Origin of the sequence: Duganella sp. P38, from assembly GCF_050859475.1 — a bacterium.
Taxonomy (GTDB): domain Bacteria; phylum Pseudomonadota; class Gammaproteobacteria; order Burkholderiales; family Burkholderiaceae_D; genus Rugamonas.
Window position 1 is genome coordinate 4,449,706 of sequence record NZ_CP193936.1, and the last position, 19,459, is coordinate 4,469,164.

The window sequence follows — 19,459 nt, forward strand, 5'->3', positions numbered from 1 at the left end:
CGCGTGCTATATCAGGTGTGTTTACTTCCAGCTAACCTTGCCGAGGCCGTCGACCGACACATTGCGGTTCAACGGCTTGCCATACACAATGACCGATCCAAGGCCACTGAGGTTCAGCGTGATATCGGTTTTGGCAGTCACGGTGGCGTTGCCCAGCCCGCTTAGATCGACATCCACCGAATCCGCCTGGAATTGCTGCGCATTGAGGCCGCCGACGCCGCCGAGGCCGGCGCGCAGCTTCTTGCCGCGTCCGCCGAGCGTGATCTGGCCGGCGCCGCTCATGTCGAGGTCGACCTCGTCGTTCTCGCTGAGCCACACGTTCATGCTGCCGACGCCGCCCAGGTTAGCCTTCAGCAGCTTGTAATTGCACACCACCTTCATATTGCCGGCGCCGTCCATGGTCAGGTCCAGTTGCTCGCCGCTGAAGCCGTTGACTTCGGTCTGGCCCACGCCCTCGACCACCACTTCGCGCAGCTTCGGCAGGATCAGCTCGGCGCGCGCGGTGGAGCGGCCGACCTTGATGCCGCGGCCTTCGCTTTCGAGATGCAAGGTGTCGCCCGATTGCGACGCGATCAGCTTGTCCAGATAGCGCCTTTCGCCGATCAGCTTGAGCGTGGGCGTGTCGCCCTGGCGCAGCTTGAGGTCGATCACGCCGTCGACCTTGACCCGCACCACGCGGGCGTCGATGGTTACCGCGCGCGTTTCGGTGATGTCATCGGCGGCGCCGGCCCAGCCGGCCAGGGTGCAAAACGCGGCAAACAGCAAACCGAACTGGAAAAACTTCTTCATGTCGAATCCTCTGATGTTGAGGCAACCATCATATCGCGCGCGCGTGGCCGGCCAGCCCTGGATTGCGACGAACTGCACAAAACGGCGACTGGACGGTAAAACCCCGTCGTTCCCGCGCAGGCGGGAACCCATGGGCCGCCTGCCCGCACACGTCCCATGGATTCCCGCCTGCGCGGGAATGACGGCGGGGCGGCTAGCGGTTGACGATGCGCGCCACCAGCCCCGCACGGCCGGTGCGGTCGAAGGCGGCGGCAGAAATCGTGCCCCTGGCCGCAATCGGCCCGCTAACCACCTTGCTGCGCACGGTCGGCGCGCTGCCATCCGTGGTGTACCGCAAGGTCAGCCCCGGCAGCACATGGTTGACCAGCACCTTGCCGCCCTCCACCACCATCCCCGGCGGTGCGATGCGATATGCGACATCCCCGCGCTCCAGGTCCAGCCGGGGCAACACGCGCTGCCCCAGCACATTCACGAAACCCGACCACGCCCCCCGATGCAAGGCCGCAGCCTGCACCGCATCGCCGGCCTGCGCCCACGCCGGATCAGGCGCCCAGGCCCGTTCCGCCACCGCCAGCAAGCGCGGCATCATCAGGTAGTCGAGCTGGCGCGCTTCGCGCACGGTCTCCGAGAACAAAGTCGCCTCCAGCCCGCGTATCCGCTGCCGCCCCGCGTCGGTCAATTGCGCGCCCAAAGGCTTGAAGTTGTAGACCGTATCGAGCTCCACATACGCGCCCCAGTTCACGCCCGGCTCCTCCGGATTGGCGTTGGCCGCCATATCCAGATACATATTGGTCACCGGCGCCAGCACGATGTCATAGCCGGCATTGGCGGCGCGATACGCGAAGTCCTCATTGCCCGGCGTGTTATTCCACACGTACAGGCTGAAACCGCGCTGCGTGAAGCGCGGATTCGGCGACTGCTGCGCTCCCTCCTTGGCCGTGCGGCGCGCGCCCAGTTCCTCCCAGCCGGACGCCGTCATGCCATGCTTGCGCAGGATGGCGTCCACCCGGTCATAAAAGTAGTCCCAAAGGTCGGGAATGCTGGCCAGCTTCTCGCGCTGCATCAGCGCCTGGCTGGCGGGCGACTTCTCCCACGCCCCATGCGGCAGCTCGTCGCCGCCCACGTGCATGGTCTTCAGCGGCACGCCGGCCTCGCGGTGCAGCGCCGCGACCTGGCCCACCACATGGTCGATGAACGCGTAGCTGGACTCCATGCCGGGATTGATCACATGGTCGTTATACTGCTGCGGCGAGTTGTATACGGAACGGTCGTCGAAATCGTTCAGCAGGTATTGCGCGGCGCCCTTCTCGCCCGCCGCCGCCATGCGGCGATAGCGCGCCTCCATCGCCTTGACCGCCGCGCGCGCATGGCCCGGCATCTCCACCTCCGGTATCACCTCGATATGGCGCGCCGCCGCATACCGCAGAATTTCGATGTACTCGGCGCGCGTATAGTAGCCGCTGCCATGCGGATCGTCGATGCGCGGACCGGAGCCGTACGCCGGCGGCAGGCGTACGCCCTGCTGCGCGCTGTGGCCGCGCACCGCGCCAAGGCTGGTCAGCTCAGGCAGGCCGGCGATTTCAAGCCGCCAGCCTTCGTCGTCGGTGATATGGAAGTGCAGCTTGTTCAGCTTATAGGTCGCCATCAGGTCCAGCGTTTTAAGCACCACCTCCTTGGGCTGGAAGTTGCGCGCCACGTCCAGCTGGAAGCCGCGATAGGCAAAGCGCGGCGCATCGGTCACGTCCAGCTCCGGCAGTTCGATCTGCACGGTGGACGGCGACGGCAAGGGCAGCAGGTCATGCAGCGATTGCAGGCCGCGCGCCACGCCGGCCGCCGTGTTGCCGGTGATGTTGATGCCATCATCGGCGCTGATGCTCAACTCATACGCCTCCGGCGACTGCTGCGCGTCCACCGGCCCGATGCGCAAGCGCAGCGGCACCGGCGCGCGTCCGCCGTCGCCCTGCGGCAGGTAGCGCGCGAACAGCGCGCGGGCAAACGCCGTTTCATACTTCAGGCCCGGGCCGGAAATCACCTGCGGCGCGCGCGCCAGCAGCACGCGGCCGGCGCCGGCGCGCAGCGACAGCGGCGTCGGGAACACCGGCGGCAGCGCGGCCGCCGGCAGCACGTCCGACTGCGCGTTGCGGCGATAGGTATCCTGCGGCGTCACCAGGACATGCTGGCCGGCCGGACGCTGAAGCTGCTCTTCGCGCGTCGGCAGCAGTACCTGATAGTCGCCGATGGCGTGCGCCGCCTCCGGCTCGGCGTCGTAGACGAGATAAGGCCCCGCCGGCGCGCGCTCTAATTTGACCAGCACATCGGAGAAGTAATAATCCACATGCAGCGTGCGCCCGGCCTTCAGTCCTTTGAAGCCCGGCGCCGGCCGCACGCGATACAGGCCGCCGCTGACCTTCTCCATCATCAGCCGGCCGTCCAGCGGGCCGGTGACCACGCCGTAAGCGGTGTTGAAGTACAGCGACCAGCCTTGCGCCGGCAGCGGCGTGCCTTTCAGCGCGGTGATGCTCAGCCGCGCGCGGGTGCGCGGTTGCGATGCGGTCAGCTCGTTGCGCAGCACTTCCCAGCGCATCTTCAGCGCTTCCTGCTGCGCCGCGTGGGCCGGAGTGGTCAGCGCGGTCAGGGCCAGCATGCAGGCTGCAAGGTGGTATCTCTTCATGTTTAGTAAACCTGAATAAACTGCGTCATCAAATAGTGTTTTGTTTGACCCTCTGCGATCGCAGGTCAATACTAAATTGTCAGATTGCCACATCCTGAGCGCCACCGCATCAAGATTTGGTGAATGACTACTCTAATAACACCAAGGAGACAACATGCTGCACCCTACGAGTAAGACTCTGATGAGTCTTGCCGTGGCCAGCGCTTGCAGTTTCATGAGCGTGGCCGCTGCGCAGGACGAAATCCCTGAAGTTAAGGTTACCGCCACCCGCTATTCCACTTCGCTGCTCAAGACGCCGCTGGCGGTCACCGCGATCACCCAGGAGCAGCTGGCCCGCAAGGGCGCCACCAGCCTGCGTGACCTCAGCGGCGAAATGCCCAACGTCGTCATCGAAAACACCGGCCTCGATTCGGCGGTGCAGATCACCATTCGCGGCATCACCTCCACCAATTTTACCGAGACCGGCGACCCGGCGGTCGGCTTCCACGTCGACGGCATGTACTCGCCCCGCCCGCAAGGCGCGCAGGCGCTGATGTTCGACCTGGAACAGGTGGAAGTGCTGCGCGGCCCGCAAGGCACGCTGTTCGGCCGCAACTCGACCGGCGGCAGCATCAACGTCATCCCCGCCAAGCCCGATTGGACCGGCAATTACGGCAACGCCCTGCTCGACCTGGGCAACTACGACAAGAAACAACTGAACCTGGTGCAGAACTGGGTGATCAACGACGCGCCTGCGCTGCGCGGCACCTTCATGAAAGTAAAGCGCGACGGTTACGCCAACCAAAGCCGCGACGTCAGCGAGGCCAATGCGCCGGCGCTGGGCTGGGTCCCCAACGGCAAGCCGGACGTCGACCAGCGTTTCAACACGCCGATTGGCCGGAGCAAGTACTACACCAACCAGGACCAGTGGGCCGGCCGCCTGACCGCGCTGCTGAAAGTGAACCGCGACCTCACCGCCAAGGCGGCGTATGAGGAATTCCAGGATTCCAGCGCCGGCGGCGCCAACTTCCGCGATTGCGAGGCCGGCGCCGGCACCCGCTACGCTTGCACCACGCAGGGCAAGTGGGACATCAACGTCAACGTGCCGGGACACATCGACATGAAAATCCGCACGCTGCGCACGGGCGTCAACTGGAACGTCAACGACCACACCAGCTTGGACTATACCTTCCAGGTGGCGGACCAGCGCCGCTCGGAAATCACCGACGACGACAAGGGCCTGCAACACGCCGCGCCATTCCAGATCAACGGCGCCTATCCGAATTCCGCCGATGGCAACTGGGGCACCTGGCCGCTGACCGACTCCTTCCACCGCACGCTGTTCTCGCGCTATCTGTCCACCGTCCACGAAGCGCAGCTCAAGCAGCAGCTGGGCAGCGTCAAATATGTCGGAGGCCTGTTCTGGATGCACGAACGGAACGCCATCGACTACGAACAGACCAACACCATCCAGAAGCCCTACGGCGACGTTGGCAGCGTGCTGTATCACCAGCCTCACCGCCAGGTCGACGCCAAGGCCGCCTTCGCGCAGGCCGACTGGCAGTTCATCCCGACGTGGACCGCCACCGCCGGCGCCCGCTACAGCGTCGACAGCAAGGAAGACAAGGGCGGCAAGGTATATGGCGCCAACTGGATCGGCAACGCGGCTTACTACAACGGCTGGTATTCGCAGGGCACGCCCGGCACGCCGGGCTTCCATGTCCACGACGGCACCGACCTGGCGCCGGGCATGGGCGGCAGCGTGGACGCCTACCGCCTGTATGGATCGCCGACCTCCAACGACCACAAACAAACGTGGAACAAGGTCACCTGGCGCCTCGGCCTGCAAAAGCAGATCGACAACAGCAAGATGGTGTACGGCTCCATCTCCACCGGCTACAAGGCCGGCGGCTTCGCCGACAAGGCGGACACCTGCAACTACCACCTGTGCGCCGACGGCAAGCCGGGACAAGTCACCTTCCTGCCGTACGAGCCGGAGACTGTCACCAACTATGAGCTGGGCTTCAAGGGCAAATTCCTCGAAAATAAACTCAGCCTGTCCGCCACCGCCTTCTTCATGAAGTACAAGGGCATGCAGCTGACCGGCACCTACTTCGTCAACCAGATCATTCCGGACAACGGCCTGCCCTGCCCGGCCGACCAGCCGAAGTGCGACGTGTACGAAACCTGGCGTACCATCAACGTCGGCAAGGTCAACATCCCCGGCCTGGAACTGGAGTGGGATTACCGCCCGTGGCGCGGCGCGCGCTTCGGCGGCGGCTTCGCCTACATCAACACCAGCGTGCATGACTTCAACTCCTACAGCGACGATTACCTGTGCGACGTGCGCACGGAGCTGGGACTGCCGGCCTGCCCGGCCGTCTACAGCGGTTCGGACAAGACGCTGCTGGGCCGCCGCCTCGCCAACATCGACGGCAACCACCTGCCCAACACGCCGAAGTATCAGCTCAACCTGAACTTCTCGCAGGAGTTCGGGCTGGAGAACGGCTACAAGGTGATCCCGTATGTGAAGCTGAACTGGCGCGACAAGGCCTACTTCGACCTGCTCAATTCCGAGTTCGCCCACGTTGGCCGCTATCAGAGCGCTTACGCGACCGGCGATGCATCGGTGCGGTTTGAATCGCCGGAAGACAAATGGCACGCGGAGCTGTACGTCCGCAATTTCACCGACAAGCATGCGAAAACCAGCACCGACTCGGCCTTCGGCGGCTTCATGAAGTCGAACTTCATCGAGCCCCGCATGTTCGGCTTCCGGCTCGGCGCCAACTTCTAGGCAGCCCTGCTGCGCACCAGATCGAGCCAGGCGCGCGCGGCGAACGACAGATGGCCGCCGCGCCGCCAGGCCAGCATCAGCTTCCAGTCCAGCGCCGGCTCCTGTAGCCTGACCACGGTGAACCGGCCCTTTTCCAGCGTATCGCAAAACACCTTGGGCAGCAGCGTGACGCCCACGCCCAGCCGCACCAGCGAGGCGACGAAATCCCACTGGCCGCTGCGGCTGCTGATGCGCGGCTTGAAGCCGGCGCGCAGGCAGGCGTCGGCAATCACCTGATTCAGCGCGAAGCCCTCGCCGTAGAAAATGAAGGCGCAATCGGCCAGTTCGCGCAGAGCCACGCCGCGCCGGCCGCGCCATGGCGAATCGCCGGGCGCCAGCAGGCACATGGGCGATGTCAGCAGCGGGTAGGAGTCGAAGTCCTGCCATGCGGCGGCGTTGGATGGATAGTCCAGCATCGTGCCCATTTCCAACACGCCGCTGCGCAGGTCCGCCTCGATACCCTGCGAGCCGCCTTCGAATAGCTTGAGTTCTATCTGCGGGTAGCGCTTGTGATACGCGGCCAGCAAAGGCGCCAGCGGCGCGTGCGCCTGCTGGGTCACGCCGATGCGCAAGTCGCCGCGCCGCAGTTGCTGCAGGTCGGCCAGCTCGACGCCCATCTCTTCGTGCATCGCCAGCAGCGCGCGGCCGCGTTGCAGCACCACGTTGCCGGCGTCGGTCAGCGTGAAACGCTTGCCGACGCGTTCCAGCAGCGTCAGGTCGAGCGATTGCTCCAGCTGCTGGATCATTTTACTGACCGTGGGCTGGGTGACGTGCAGCGCCTCGGCGGCACGGCTGAAACTCTGCTTGTCGACCACCGCGACGAAATAGCGCAGCGCGCGGATATCCATGATGCATTCCTATTGAGAATGATTTTTATAATTTTAATTCATTTCATCTTTTATCCGCCCACGCCTAAAATGGCATCATGAAACGAATTGTCTACACATTGGCGCAGGTTCTGGGGCTGATCGGGGCGTGGTACGCGGCGGACCGCTTCTCGGCGTGGGTCGGATTGCCCTTCTCCGGCGGCGTGGTCGGCCTGATTATCATGGTCGCGCTGCTGCAAAGCGGCGTGCTGCGGCCGACCGCGATCGAGCATGGCGCGGACTGGCTGCTGTCCAACATGCTGCTGTTCTTTATTCCGCTGGTGGTATCGGTGGTGCAGTTCACCGGCATGCTGAAGGAGGACGGCTTGCGGCTGTTCGCCGCCATCGGCATAGGCTTCAGCTGCGTGATGCTGGCAACCGCCTTCACCGTCGAATGGGTGTGCCGGTTTGAGCGCGGCCGCAAGCTGCGCCGCCTGCGCGCGGAGCGTGCCGCGTGAAGCCGCTGCTGTTCCTGTTGCTGACGCTTGGCCTGTTCTACGCGAACCAGGCTTTGCACAAGCGCTACCCGCGCTTATGGCTGACGCCAGCCATCGCCACGTCGGCGGTGCTGATCGCCGTGGTGCAGCTGTCGTCCACACCTTTCCCCGTCTACTTTGGCGACACGCGCTGGCTGTCGTGGCTACTCGGCCCGGCAACGGTGGCGTTTGCGCTGCCGATCTACCAGTACCGCGAACTCGTGAAGGAGCACTGGCTGGCGCTATCGCTGGGTAGCGTGGCCGGCATCGCCGCTTCGCTGGGCAGCACGCTGCTGCTGGACCGTTTGCTCGGCCTGCATGGCAGCATGGCGCAAAGCCTGCTGGCGCGCTCGGTGTCGACGCCATTCGCGCTGGAAGCCACGCGCCATCTCGGTGGGTCGGCGCAGTTGACCGGCGTGTTTGTCATCATCACCGGCTTGTTCGGCATTCTGCTTGGACAGGTGCTGCTGGCGCGCCTGCCGCTGCGCATGCGCATTGCGCGTGGCGCGCCGTATGGCGCGGCGGCGCATGGTTTCGGCTTGAGCAAGGCGCGTTCGATCGGCCCGCAGGAAGGCGCGGTCGCCAGCCTCACCATGATCTTCAGCGGCGTGCTGATGGTGCTGCTGGCGCCAATGCTAGGTCACCTCATCACCAGCGCATAATCTGGCGTACTTGCGGCAGCAGGTCGTCGGCCATCCTGACATGCTGCTCGCGGGTCGGGTGCGCGTCGGTGGCGTCGCCGGGGTAATGGGTGGAAGCGATGGCGCGCACGCGCGGGTCGCCCACCAGCCGCACGGTGTCCGCGATATAGCTGTGCAGCGCGGCCTGCTTTTCGCTGTGCAGAATGCTGCCTTCGGTGAGCATGATCTGCGCTTGCGGATGATCGTGCAACAGTGTGCGCACCAGCGACACGTAGGCCTGCACGTACTGCTCTCGGTCCGGTATGCCGGTGGTCATATCGTTGGTGCCGATGGCGACGATGATCGCGTGCGGCAGGTAATAGCGCTGATCCCACGGCACGCTGGCCGGCTGCGTCGGCAGCGCCATGGCGTAATAGTCCGCCAGGTTCAATTCATTGGTCTTGCCTTCCCAGGTGCGGATCAGGCCACGGCCGCCGTAGCACACCAGTTGCACCTGTGCGTTCAGGCGGCGCGCCAGCAGCATGCCGTAAGATTCGCGCGGACTGCCCCAGGCGGCGGTTGGCTTCTCGCCGGCCACGCGGTCTATGGCCGCGCCGCAGGTGACGGAATCGCCGAGTACCATCAGCTTGCGCGCCGGCAGCGCCGGGGAGCGCGCCATGCGCCATCCGTGTCGAACGATAGCAAGGCAGCCGTGCCTTGCCAGGTCTCCGAACGGTTGACGATTTCCGCCGTGTGCGCGCCTGGTTTCAGGCCTTCCGCCAGCATCGTGGTCTGCATGCCCGCCTCCAGCCGCAGCTTGCGCGGCGCGCCGTCAATCAGCACGTCGAGATAACTATCCTTGCCGCTGGCCTGCGTGACAGCGCTCAGGCGCGTGCCGTCGAAGTTGAGGAGGAAGCTCACGCCGGGGTAGCTGAATCGCACGCCGCCGTCGCCGGTGAGTTGCACACGACCCATGCGGGCGACATTTGCATCGCTGGCGGCGATGGGTGCGGCGGCCACGCCGCCCGCCGCCCATGCGGCAAGCAGCAGCGCCAGGGCTGGCAGGCGCATGGCTTACTCCATCAGCTTGCGCACGGCGGGCAGCATGGCGTCGGCCCAGATCTGGTAGCCCTTGGGGCTCGGGTGCAGGAAATCACCCATCACCTCGGCCGACATGTCGCCATTCGGCTGCAGGAAGAACAAGCCATAGTCCTGATAGAACACATGCTGGCCGTCGTTCAGGCCCGCCACCATGCGGTTCAGCTCCACCACCTTGCCGCGCTGCGGGCTATGCGTGAACTGGCCGTACGGCAGCACGGCGTTCAGCAGAATGCGCGCGTCCGGATAAATCTTGCGCAGTTGCGCCACTACCGCCTTGACGCCCTGGTAGGCCTGCTCCGGCGTCGCATCGCAGAAACCGAAGTTGTTCACGCCGATGGTCAGCACCACCGCTTTCGGCCGCAGCTTGTCGGCGTGGCCGTTCTGCAAGCGCCACAGCAGGTTGCCGGTGTGATCGCCGCCGATGCCGAAATTGGCGGTCCGCCAGTTGCCGAAGGCGCGCTGGAAAACCTCCTGGTTCCACATTTCTGTAATCGAATCGCCGACAAACAGCAGGTCGACGCCCCCTTGTCGGCCACCGCGACATCCTCGTCGTAGAACTGCTGCCAGCGGACGCGCGACATCCACGGATAATCCTTCTGGCGCGGCGCCGGCGTCAGGCTGCACGCGGCGCCGTCCACTTTCTCCGCTGGCGGCGCATCCGCCGCCAACGCACCAACACAACTCGCCGCCAGCAGCGCCGAAATCACTAACTTACGCATCATTTTGCTCATCCTTTGTTTTTGAGGCGCAGTAACAATACACTATGCGGCGCCACGCGGGCTTCCAGCTTCCTGCCCGTGTCGCCCGACTTGCCGCCCCAGATGTCGCGCCATGCGTAGGTCGCCTGCTTGAAGTCCACCGCGCGCTTGCTCAATTCATCGCTGACCAGATTCGCCTTCCAGTCGTAGCTGAGATTAACCGCCTGCTCGCCGCGATTGAGTATCATCACCGCCCACTCGTTGTTCGCCAGCGGCTTGGCCCAGTATTCCAGCCGGCCGTCGTCGAAGAACTTCCACGCCTGGATGCCGGCCTTGTCCTGATTGATGGCGATAACGTCCTTGTTGCTCAAGATGCGCAGCGTCGCTTCCGGCATCTTGCGCAGGTCGTTGCCGAGGATGAGCGGCGACGCCATCATCGCCCAGATCGCAAAGTGAGCGCGGTCTTCGTCCTCCGTCATGCCCATGCCGACTTCCAGCATGTCCATGTCGTTCCAGTGGCCGGGGCCTGAATACTTGCGCAGGCCGGCCTGGCGGTCAAGAATGCGCAACACACCGAGACGCGAGAACGCATCGTGATTCAGGTCGCAGTTCCAGCAAGGGTAGATGTCGGCCGTGGTGCGCCACGAGTGGCCGATGTCCTTGGCCCATTCCCACGGCTTGTTGTCGCCCCACTCGCACATGCTGAACAACATGGGCCGGCCGGCGGCACGGATGGCGTCGCGCATGGTGGTGTAGGCGCCGACCGCGCTCAGGCCCTTGGTGTCGCACCAGTCGTACTTGATGTAGTCGATGCCCCAGTCGGCATAGGTCTTGGCGTCCTGGTACTCGTGGCCACGGCTGCCCGGCTTGCCCCCGCAAGTGGTGGCGCCGGCATCCGAGTAGATGCCCAGCTTGAGGCCCTTGCCGTGCACATAGTCGGCCAGCGCCTTCATCCCCGAAGGGAAGCGCTCGGGATCGGGATGGATGAATCCATCCTTGTCACGCTTGCCGTGCCAGCAATCGTCGATATTGACGTACTGGTAGCCGGCGTCCTTGAGCCCCAGCCTGACCATCGCGTCCGCCGTGTCCCGGATCAGCTTTTCGTTGATATCGCAGGCGAACGAGTTCCAGCTGTTCCAGCCCATCTGCGGCGTATCGGCCAGCCCGTCGAACTTCTGGGCGTGGACATTGGCGCTGGCGATCAGCGCCAGCAGCATCAGCAGGCGCTTCATCGCTTGATCGCGTGCAGTTTGTCGGCGTACTCCTTGATCAGCAGCAGCGAGCTGACGTCGGAGTCGAACACCGAGTACAGGCCCTGTTCTTCCTGCGGCGGATCGCCGACGAAGTCATTGCCCGGCTTCCACCAGTAGTCGGCGTTGGCCGCGCGGCCCATACCGCCCCATGCCCAGAAATTGAAGCCAGCGATCGGATCGCCTTTCTGCGCGCGGGTGGCGACGATGTCGAACACTTCGCGGTAGAAGCGGTCGCGGATCGTGGTGGTGGCCTTGATGCTGAACGAAGGACCGTCGCGGTCCAGTCCAAATTCTTCCAGCACGATAGGCTTGTTGAGTTTCTTGGCCAGCTCGATGTGGGAGTTAAGGTAATCGCGGCTCTTGCCGATGGCGTTATCCCAGCTGCCGGTCGGATTATTGGAGTCGAACCAGCCCCAGTTCTTCGGCCACAAGTGGTAAGTCAGGTAGTCGACATTCCTGGTGCGGTGCGCGTCGAGGAACAGCTGTGCGTCATGCGCGGAGCCGGCCAGGCCTTCGCTGCCGGTGCTGACCAGGTGGTTCTTGTCGAGGCTACGGATATAGGCCGCCGACTCGTCTATCCATTTGACGTAGACAGCTTTTTCTTCCGCCGTCGCCTTGCCGTTGCCCGGACGCGGTTCGTTGGCCAGCTGCCATGACAGGATGTGCGTGTCTTCGCTGTACGGCTTGCCGGTGATGGTGTTGACGCGCTTGACGATCCTGGCGATGACGTTGCGGTACTCGGCCTGCGCGGCGGCATTGCGGTAGAAGCCGGCCGTCTTCTGCATATAGGTATCGTAGTCCTTGGTCACGTTCGGGTCCAACGCCGGCGTGCCTTCGAACCAGTTCAGGTACTGCGTCATGCCGCCCGACCACTGCCAGAAGTTATTCAGGTAGATCACCACGGTCATGTCGCGCTTGGCCACTTCCGCCATCAGGAAGTCCAGGCCGGCCAGCAGGTTTTCGTCATACTGACCCGGCGCGGTGGTGGTGGCCGGGCTGACGGCGCTCTTCATCTCGGTCTTCTCGGAGACGGCCAGCACGCGCAGGTTGTTGATGCCGATGGCCTTCATGTTGTCCAGTTCCTTGACCAGGCGCGCGCGGTCGCCAACGCCGCTGGCCGCACCCAGATAACCGCCATACCAGAAGTTGGCGCCGGCGATGTAGTAGGCCTGGCCCTTGCGCGCAAAGTGCGTGTTCTTGACGGTGATGAAATCGCCCTTGGCGGCGGGCGCCGCCTCGACGATGCTGCAAGCGCCGATCATCATGGCGGCGGCACAGAATTTGTACAGTTGTTTCAAGTCTCGCTCCTCTGTTTATTTTCCGTTGACGTTCAGCGTGCGTTGCGCCAGCTGGACGGTGATGCTTGCTGCTTTGGCGTCTGCCGCGTCGTGCGCCAGCAGCACCTTGTAACCACCCTTGGCGATGCGCCAGGTCTTGCTCTTGCTGTCGAATACGCCCAGCAGGCGCGGGTCGACGGTGACGCTGACTTCCTTGCTCTCGCCCGGCGCCAGCTCCACCTTGTCCCAGCCGGCGAGGCGCTTCGGCGCTTCCCACTTCGCGTTCAGCGACGCCACGTACACCTGCGGCACGTCCTTGCCCTTGACCGCGCCGGTGTTGGTGACCTTGAAGCGCAACGACAGCTGGCCGTCCTTCTGGCTGGCGGCCAGGCCGGAATAGCTGAACCGCGTGTACGACAGGCCATGACCGAATGGGAACAGCGGCTTCAGCCCCTTGGCGTCGAACCACTTGTAGCCCACCGCCGCGCCCTCATGATAATTGACGGTGAAGCGCTGGGTTTCGTTTTTCGGATCGCCGTCCAGCCTGGGGCGCGGCAGCTGGCTTTCCGACGCCGGGAACGTCGCCGGCAGGTGGCCCGACGGATTGACTTCGCCGAACAGCACGCGCGCGATCGCCTCGCCGCCACTGGTGCCCGGATACCACGCTTGCAGCACGCCCGCCGCCTGATCCGCCCACGGCATCAGCACGGGGCCGGAAGTCTCCAGCACCACCACGGTTTTCGGATTGGCTTTGGCGACGGCGGAAATCAGCGCGTCCTGGTTGTCCGGCAGCGCCAGCGACACCGCATCGAGCGCCTCGCCCACCCACTGCTGGGCGAACACCAGCACCACGTCGGCACCGGCGGCGGCTTGCGCGGCGGCCGCCGGGTCCTTGCCATCGTTGTAGGTCACGGAAGCGCCGGGCGCGCGCGCCTGGATCGCCTTCAACGGCGAGGACGGGTGATACATCACCGGGCCGGGCCACGACGTCGGCGCGATGCCGGGCACCGCGTTGCCGCCAATTGGATAAACCAGCGAAGAACCGCCGCCGGCCAGCACGCCCACATCCGCATGGGCGCCGATGACGACGATGTTCTTCGCGCCCGCCTTCAAGGGCAGCACATCGCCGGCATTCTTCAGCAGGACCATGCCCTCTTCCGCGTCCGTGCGGCTGATGATGCCGTGGGCGGCGAAATCGATCTTGCCGCCTTCCGCCACCGGGTTGTCCACCACGCCCTTGTCGAACATGGCGCGCAGCACGCGCAACACCATGTTGTCGAGACGCGCTTGCGGCACATGGCCGTTGGCCACCGCCTCCTCCAGCGCGCCGCCGAAGTATTGCGACTTGTCGAATTCCCAGCCCGACTGCTGATCGAGGCCGGCGTTGGCTGCTTCCACGGTGCTGTGGGTCGCGCCCCAGTCGGTCATGACGTAGCCCTTGTAGCCCCAATCCTTTTTCAGCACCTGGTTGAGCAGGTAATCGTTCTCGCAGGCGTAGACGCCGTTCAGCCGGTTGTACGAGCACATGACCGAGCCGGGATCGGCCTGCTCCAGCAGAAACTGGAAGGCCAGCAGGTCCGACATGCGGTTGCTGGCGTCATCGATGCGCGCATCGAGCACGAAACGGCCCGTCTCCTGGCTGTTGACGGCGTAGTGCTTCATGGTGGCGATGACGCTGTTGGACTGTATGCCCTTCACCTGCTGCGCCACCATGACGCCGGCCAGCAGCGGGTCTTCGCCGGCATACTCGAAGTTGCGGCCGTTGCGCGGCTCGCGCAGCAGGTTGACGCCGCCCGCCAGCATCACGTTGAAGCCGGAAGCACGCGCCTCTGCGCCGATCATGGCCCCGCCCTTGTAGGCCAGCGCGCGGTCCCAGGTGGCGGCGGTGGCCAGCCCGGAAGGCAGCGAGGTGCGCTCGCGCGGCGTTTTCGACGCTTGCGTGGCGACACCGAGGCCGGCGTCGGTTTCGAACAGCGCCGGCAGCCCGAGTCGCGGCACGCCTTCGATGTAGCCCGCCGAGAAAGGCAGCGCGGCCGGATGCTTCTTGGTCTTGTTACCGAAGTCCGAGCCGAAATGACCCAGCACCCAGCGCAGCTTTTCCTGTTGCGTCATGGCGTTGAGCGCAAGTTCGGCGCGCTTATCGGCGCTCAGCGACTTGTCCAGCCATGGTTGATCCGCCGCCTGTGCCGTCATCGCGGCCAAGGCCAGGGCGATCGCCAGTTTCAACTTCATACAGTCTCCTTCGCGTTATACATGCCGGCATACTTCACGCCGAAATACAGGATGAACAGGTAGCACGCGGCAGGCACGAAGAACGACCATTGCAGGCCGATCGAATCGGCCATCAGGCCCTGCGCGAACGGCACCAGCGCGCCGCCGACAATCGCCATGCACAGGATGCCCGAGCCCTGGCCGGTCTGCTTGCCCAGCTTGTGCAGCGCCATGCTGAAAATGGTCGGGAACATGATGGAATTGAACAGGCCCACGGCGATGATCGACCACATGGCCAACTGGCCGTGGCCGAAGATCGCCAGCAGAATCAGGATGATCGAGGCTACAGAATTGAACGCCAGCGCCTTGCCCGGACTGACATAACGCATGACGGCAAAGCCGATGAAGCGGCCGACCATGGCGCCGCCCCAGTAATAGCTGACGTAGTGCGCCGCGTCGCCATGTGACAGTCCGGCGATATTCGCTTCGCCGAGGAAGTTGATCAGGAAGCTGCCGATGCTGACTTCCGCGCCAACGTACAGGAAGATACCGATAACGCCCAGCAGCAGGTGACGATGTGCCAGCACGCCGGTGCTGACCGACGATACGGCGCCGCCGTCTTCTTCAGCGTGCGTGATCTTCGGCAGGCGTACCAACGCGAACAGGATGGCCAGCGCCAGCAGCGCGCCGGCCAGCGCGAGATACGGCCCTTGCACCGCCGCCGCTTCCTCGGCCTTGCTGCGGACCATGCCGGCGACGGCCGGCACGCCTTCCGCCAGAATCAGAATGCCGCCCAGCGATGGCGCAATCGTCGTGCCCAGCGAATTAAAGGCCTGCGTCAGCGTCAGCCGGCTGGATGCGGTGGCCGGCGCGCCCAGCACCGTGACGAACGGATTGGCCGCCACCTGCAAAATGGTGATGCCGCTGGCCAGCACGAAGAACGCCAGCAGGAACAAGGCGTAGCCGCTGGTCGAGGCGGGATAGAACAGCGCGCAGCCGCCGGCCGCCAGCACCAGGCCGCTGACCGCGCCGCGCTGGTAGCCGATTTTCTTGATCAGCATCCCGGCCGGCAGCGAAACGATGAAGTACGCGCCGAAGAAGCAGAACTGCACCAGCATGGCCTGCACGTAGTTCAGCGTGTAGATCGATTTCAAATGCGGAATCAGCACGTCATTGAGCGAGGTCAGTAGCCCCCACATGAAGAACAGCAGCGTGATGATGATCAGCGGGACGGTGTTCCCGCCTTCGGCATGGACGTGCGGACGCGCGGTTGCGGATGCAACGTGTTCCATAGGTGTCTCCTCGCATGGATAGTTTTTGTATTAATAAATCGATTCTGCATAGTTGCCGCGAACCGGTCAAACGACATACGAATTTCAGCCCGAGTTTAGCCATCTTCACTAAATCGGGCGTGTTTAGTAAATTCCGCTAAACTCAAAGGCCAACTTGATGTCGCGGTTGACCGTCAATAGACGCTAATGCAAGCTTCAATCACACCGGAGGAGACATAACAACAATGGGCACCAACATCACGATCAGGGACATCGCCCGGGTCGCCGGCGTATCGGCGGGCACCATTTCACGCGCGTTGAAAAATGAGCCAGGCCTGACCGAGGCCACGCGCCAGATGGTGCTGGAAACGGCGCGCGATCTGGGCTACGACTTTTGCAAGCTGCGCCCGAAACGCCTGCGCCGCCTGACCTTCCTGCTGCACCGCCAGCACAACACGGCGGCCAGCAGCCCGTTTTATTCGCCGGTGCTGCACGGTGCGGAGGAAGCCTGCCGCAAACAGGGCATCGTGCTGTCGTTCATGGCGGTGGGGCCGGCCGATGGCCTGATCGACCAGATACGCATGCACGCGCCGGATGGCATCGTGTGCGCCGGATTTTTCGAACCGGAGACGCTGAGCGCCCTGCGCTCGACCGGCAAGCAGCTGGTGCTGATCGATATGAAGCTGCGCGGTTACAGCTCGGTCAACCCGGACAACATGATGGGCGGCTACCTGGCGACCAAGCATCTGATCGACACCGGCCGCACCCGCGTGGGCTTCATTTCCGGCCCGCTGGCGCACTATTCGATCCGCGAGCGCGCGCGCGGCTACCGCCAGGCGCTGTTCGAGGAAGGCATCCTGGCCGATCCACGGCTGGAAGCCTTTCTGCCGGACGGCGTCGATCTGGAAACCGGCGCATGGGAAGCGACCGAGCAGTTGCTGTCGCTGCCGCATCCGCCGGATGCACTGTTCTGTTACAACGACAGCGCCGCACTGGTGGCGATGCGCTGCTGCCTGGCCAGGGGGCTGAAGGTCCCGCACGATGTCGCCATCGTCGGCTTCGACGATATTTCGACCGCCGTGCTGGGACACCGCCCCTGACCACGCTGCGCATCGATAAGAAAGCGCTCGGCGCGTTGGGCGTGGAAATGCTGCTCAACGGCCAGCAAGAAGAGCCGGTGGAGAAGGTCGCACCGGTGGAATTAATCGTCCGCGCCAGCACCGTCATGGACGGCTGGCGCCCCAAGAACCTCGTCAACTTCAAACGGACCTGATAATGGCCCCTGATTTCCGATCCCGCACCACCCTGCTCAACCACATCCGCCACACCAAGCATTTTTACGACGTCCGCTGCATTGATCCCAGCGGCGGCCTGTATCACTTCTACAAGGATGACGGCGCAATCTACGATGCGCACACGCGCCACCTGGTAAGCAGCACGCGCTTCGTGTTTAATTATGCGATGGCGTGGCGGCAATTCGGCGATGCGGAGGATCGCCAGCGCCTGCGCCATGCGCTGGCCTTCCTGCGCGATGCACACCGCGACGCCAGCACCGGCGGCTACGCATGGCAGCTGGATTGGAGCAACGGCGAGCGCCGCGTCACCGACGGCACCAACCACTGTTACGGCCTGGCCTTCGTGCTACTGGCCTACAGCCACGCGCTGATGGCCGGCGAAACGCAGGCCGCGCCGTGGATCGCCGAGACGTTCGAGTTGATGGAGAAGCGCTTCTGGGAACCGGCGCACGGCCTGTATGCCGACGAGGCCAGCGCCGACTGGTCGCGCCTCGACAGCTATCGCGGCCAGAACGCCAATATGCACGCCTGCGAAGCGCTGATTGCAGCCTTCGAGGCCACCGGCGAGCGCGCCTACCTGCTGCGCGCTGAAACGCTGGCGCATAACATCACCATCCGTCAGGCCGCGCTGGCCGACAACATGGTGTGGGAACACTATCACGACGACTGGTCGGTGGACACGGAATACAACCGCAACGACAAGACCAATATCTTCCGGCCGTGGGGTTATCAGCCGGGCCACCTGACCGAATGGGCCAAGCTGTTGCTGCTACTTGAACGCCACGCCGCGCATCTGTCGCTCAATCCGAACTGGCTGCTGCCGCGCGCGGTGGAACTGTTCGACGCCGCGCTGGCCAAGGCATGGGACCACCAGCACGGCGGCATCTACTACGGCTTCGCTCCGGACGGCAGCATCTGCGACGACATCAAGTACTTCTGGGTGCAGGCCGAGAGCCTGGCCACCGCCGCCCTGCTGGCGGCACGCACCGGCGAACAGCGCTACTGGACCTGGTACGACAAGATCTGGGGCTATAGCTGGGAGCATTTCGTCGATCACGAATACGGCGCGTGGTATCGCATCCTGGCGCCGGACAACGGCAAGCTGACCGACGAGAAAAGCCCGGCCGGCAAGGTGGACTATCACACCATGGGCGCCTGCTATGAAGTCCTCAACGTTTTGAAGAAGGATTGAGATGTTTCCTCTATTTGTGGCGGCGGGCGAAGCGCTGACCGACATGGTGGTGCAGGACGGCGCGCAGCAGCACTGGCGCAGCCTCACCGGCGGCTCGACCTGGAACGTCGCGCGCGCAATGGCGAAGCTGGATGTGCCGACCGCGTTTGCGGGCGCCATCAGCCAGGACGTCTTTGGCGACGCGCTGTGGCAGGCCAGCGAGGCGGCCAGGCTTGACCTGCGTTTCTTGCAGCGCTACGCAAAGTCGCCGCTGCTGGCCATTGTGCACCGCACCGATCCCCCGGCTTACTTCTTTGTCGGCGACGATGCGGCCGACCTGCACTTCGATGCGGCGCAACTGCCCGAGGGCTGGCGCCAGCATGTACGGTGGGTGCACTTCGGCGGTATCAGCCTCGCACGCGAGCCGCTGGCGGGCAAGCTCGTGGCGCTGGCCGGGCAGCTGAAGCGGGACGGTGTGCGCATCAGCTACGATCCCAATTACCGGCTGCTGATGGATGAGCGATACGACGCCACGCTGCGCCGCATGACGGCGCTGGCCGACGTGGTCAAGGTATCGGAGGAAGACCTGGCGGGCCTGTTCCGCACCGCTGATATCGCCGCTGCGTTCGACACGCTGCGCAGCTGGAACCCGGCAGCCACCTATCTGTACACCAAGGGCGGCGACGGCGCTTCGCTGCACATTGGCGATCAGTCATGGACGCAGCCGGCGCCGCGCATCGACGTGGTCGACACGGTCGGCGCGGGCGACGCCAGCATCGCCGCGCTGGCGTGGAGCATGATGCACCGCGCCGAAGCAACGCCATTGCAGCACTTGCAGTTCTCTGTGGCCGCCGGCGCCGCCGCGTGTCTCGGCGCCGGGGCATCGCCGCCGTCCCTGCGCGATATCGAGAGCCTTACGCTTTCGTAATCTGCGCAAGGCTTCTCGCC

15 protein-coding genes and 1 pseudogene are annotated in these 19,459 nt (G+C 64.3%); 6 read left to right on the plus strand and 10 right to left on the minus strand.

What is annotated here, in order from left to right; genetic code table 11:
• Positions 1–21 precede the first annotated feature (21 nt).
• A complete protein-coding gene (locus ACRQ5J_RS20675; protein ID WP_432379388.1) occupies positions 22–789 on the minus strand; it encodes a GIN domain-containing protein in 768 nt (255 codons plus the stop codon).
• A 193-nt stretch (positions 790–982) separates the two neighbouring features.
• The gene (locus tag ACRQ5J_RS20680; protein ID WP_432379390.1) at positions 983–3,433 is read right to left on the minus strand and encodes a family 20 glycosylhydrolase; all 2,451 of its coding nucleotides are present in this window, start codon (positions 3,431–3,433) and stop codon (positions 983–985) included.
• Between the two features lie 208 nt (positions 3,434–3,641).
• Here ACRQ5J_RS20680 and ACRQ5J_RS20685 point away from each other — a divergent pair, with 208 nt between their 5' ends.
• Positions 3,642–6,233: a TonB-dependent receptor gene (locus ACRQ5J_RS20685; RefSeq protein WP_432379391.1), complete on the plus strand. Its 2,592-nt coding sequence runs from the start codon at positions 3,642–3,644 to the stop codon at positions 6,231–6,233.
• On the opposite strand, the gene ACRQ5J_RS20690 is transcribed toward ACRQ5J_RS20685, so the two are convergent.
• Positions 6,230–7,120, minus strand: a complete 891-nt coding sequence (locus ACRQ5J_RS20690; RefSeq protein WP_432379393.1) for a LysR substrate-binding domain-containing protein — start codon at positions 7,118–7,120, stop codon at positions 6,230–6,232. The genes ACRQ5J_RS20685 and ACRQ5J_RS20690 overlap by 4 nt on opposite strands.
• 77 nt (positions 7,121–7,197) lie before the next feature.
• Between ACRQ5J_RS20690 and ACRQ5J_RS20695 the strand changes: the two genes are divergently transcribed.
• Positions 7,198–7,596 carry a CidA/LrgA family protein gene (locus ACRQ5J_RS20695; RefSeq protein ID WP_432379395.1) on the plus strand — a complete coding sequence of 133 codons (399 nt, stop codon included), beginning with the start codon at positions 7,198–7,200 and terminating at the stop codon, positions 7,594–7,596.
• Positions 7,593–8,276, plus strand: coding sequence for an LrgB family protein (locus ACRQ5J_RS20700; protein WP_432379397.1), 684 nt, complete (start codon positions 7,593–7,595; stop codon positions 8,274–8,276). The genes ACRQ5J_RS20695 and ACRQ5J_RS20700 overlap by 4 nt, the downstream gene beginning before the upstream one ends.
• Here ACRQ5J_RS20700 and ACRQ5J_RS20705 read toward each other — a convergent pair.
• From ACRQ5J_RS20705 to ACRQ5J_RS20735, 7 genes are all read right to left on the minus strand, one after another.
• Positions 8,263–8,913 carry a GDSL-type esterase/lipase family protein gene (locus tag ACRQ5J_RS20705; protein WP_432379399.1) on the minus strand — a complete coding sequence of 217 codons (651 nt, stop codon included), beginning with the start codon at positions 8,911–8,913 and terminating at the stop codon, positions 8,263–8,265. The genes ACRQ5J_RS20700 and ACRQ5J_RS20705 overlap by 14 nt on opposite strands.
• Positions 8,877–9,305, minus strand: coding sequence for a hypothetical protein (locus tag ACRQ5J_RS20710; RefSeq protein ID WP_432379401.1), 429 nt, complete (start codon positions 9,303–9,305; stop codon positions 8,877–8,879). Before ACRQ5J_RS20710 ends, ACRQ5J_RS20705 begins: the two co-directional genes overlap by 37 nt.
• A 3-nt stretch (positions 9,306–9,308) precedes the next feature.
• Positions 9,309–9,920 carry a GDSL-type esterase/lipase family protein gene (locus ACRQ5J_RS20715; RefSeq protein WP_432379403.1) on the minus strand — a complete coding sequence of 204 codons (612 nt, stop codon included), beginning with the start codon at positions 9,918–9,920 and terminating at the stop codon, positions 9,309–9,311.
• A 142-nt stretch (positions 9,921–10,062) separates the two neighbouring features.
• Positions 10,063–11,265, minus strand: a complete 1,203-nt coding sequence (locus tag ACRQ5J_RS20720) for a glycoside hydrolase family 27 protein (protein ID WP_432379405.1) — start codon at positions 11,263–11,265, stop codon at positions 10,063–10,065.
• Positions 11,262–12,584, minus strand: coding sequence for a glycoside hydrolase 5 family protein (locus tag ACRQ5J_RS20725; RefSeq protein WP_432379407.1), 1,323 nt, complete (start codon positions 12,582–12,584; stop codon positions 11,262–11,264). Before ACRQ5J_RS20725 ends, ACRQ5J_RS20720 begins: the two co-directional genes overlap by 4 nt.
• A gap of 15 nt (positions 12,585–12,599) precedes the next feature.
• Entirely contained in the window at positions 12,600–14,795 is a 2,196-nt protein-coding gene (locus tag ACRQ5J_RS20730) for a beta-glucosidase (RefSeq protein ID WP_432379409.1), read from the minus strand.
• A complete protein-coding gene (locus ACRQ5J_RS20735) occupies positions 14,792–16,066 on the minus strand; it encodes a sugar MFS transporter (RefSeq protein ID WP_432379411.1) in 1,275 nt (424 codons plus the stop codon). Before ACRQ5J_RS20735 ends, ACRQ5J_RS20730 begins: the two co-directional genes overlap by 4 nt.
• 224 nt (positions 16,067–16,290) lie before the next feature.
• On the opposite strand from ACRQ5J_RS20735, the pseudogene ACRQ5J_RS20740 reads away from it, so the two are divergent.
• The 3 genes and pseudogenes from ACRQ5J_RS20740 to ACRQ5J_RS20750 all read left to right on the plus strand — a co-directional run bounded on the left by ACRQ5J_RS20740 (position 16,291) and on the right by ACRQ5J_RS20750 (position 19,439).
• A pseudogene (locus ACRQ5J_RS20740) lies at positions 16,291–17,318 on the plus strand (LacI family DNA-binding transcriptional regulator).
• A 2-nt stretch (positions 17,319–17,320) separates the two neighbouring features.
• Complete coding sequence (locus ACRQ5J_RS20745) at positions 17,321–18,532, plus strand: AGE family epimerase/isomerase (RefSeq protein ID WP_432379413.1); 1,212 nt, start codon at positions 17,321–17,323, stop codon at positions 18,530–18,532.
• Position 18,533: 1 nt separating this feature from the next.
• Positions 18,534–19,439, plus strand: a complete 906-nt coding sequence (locus ACRQ5J_RS20750; protein ID WP_432379415.1) for a carbohydrate kinase family protein — start codon at positions 18,534–18,536, stop codon at positions 19,437–19,439.
• Positions 19,440–19,459: the final 20 nt, after the last annotated feature.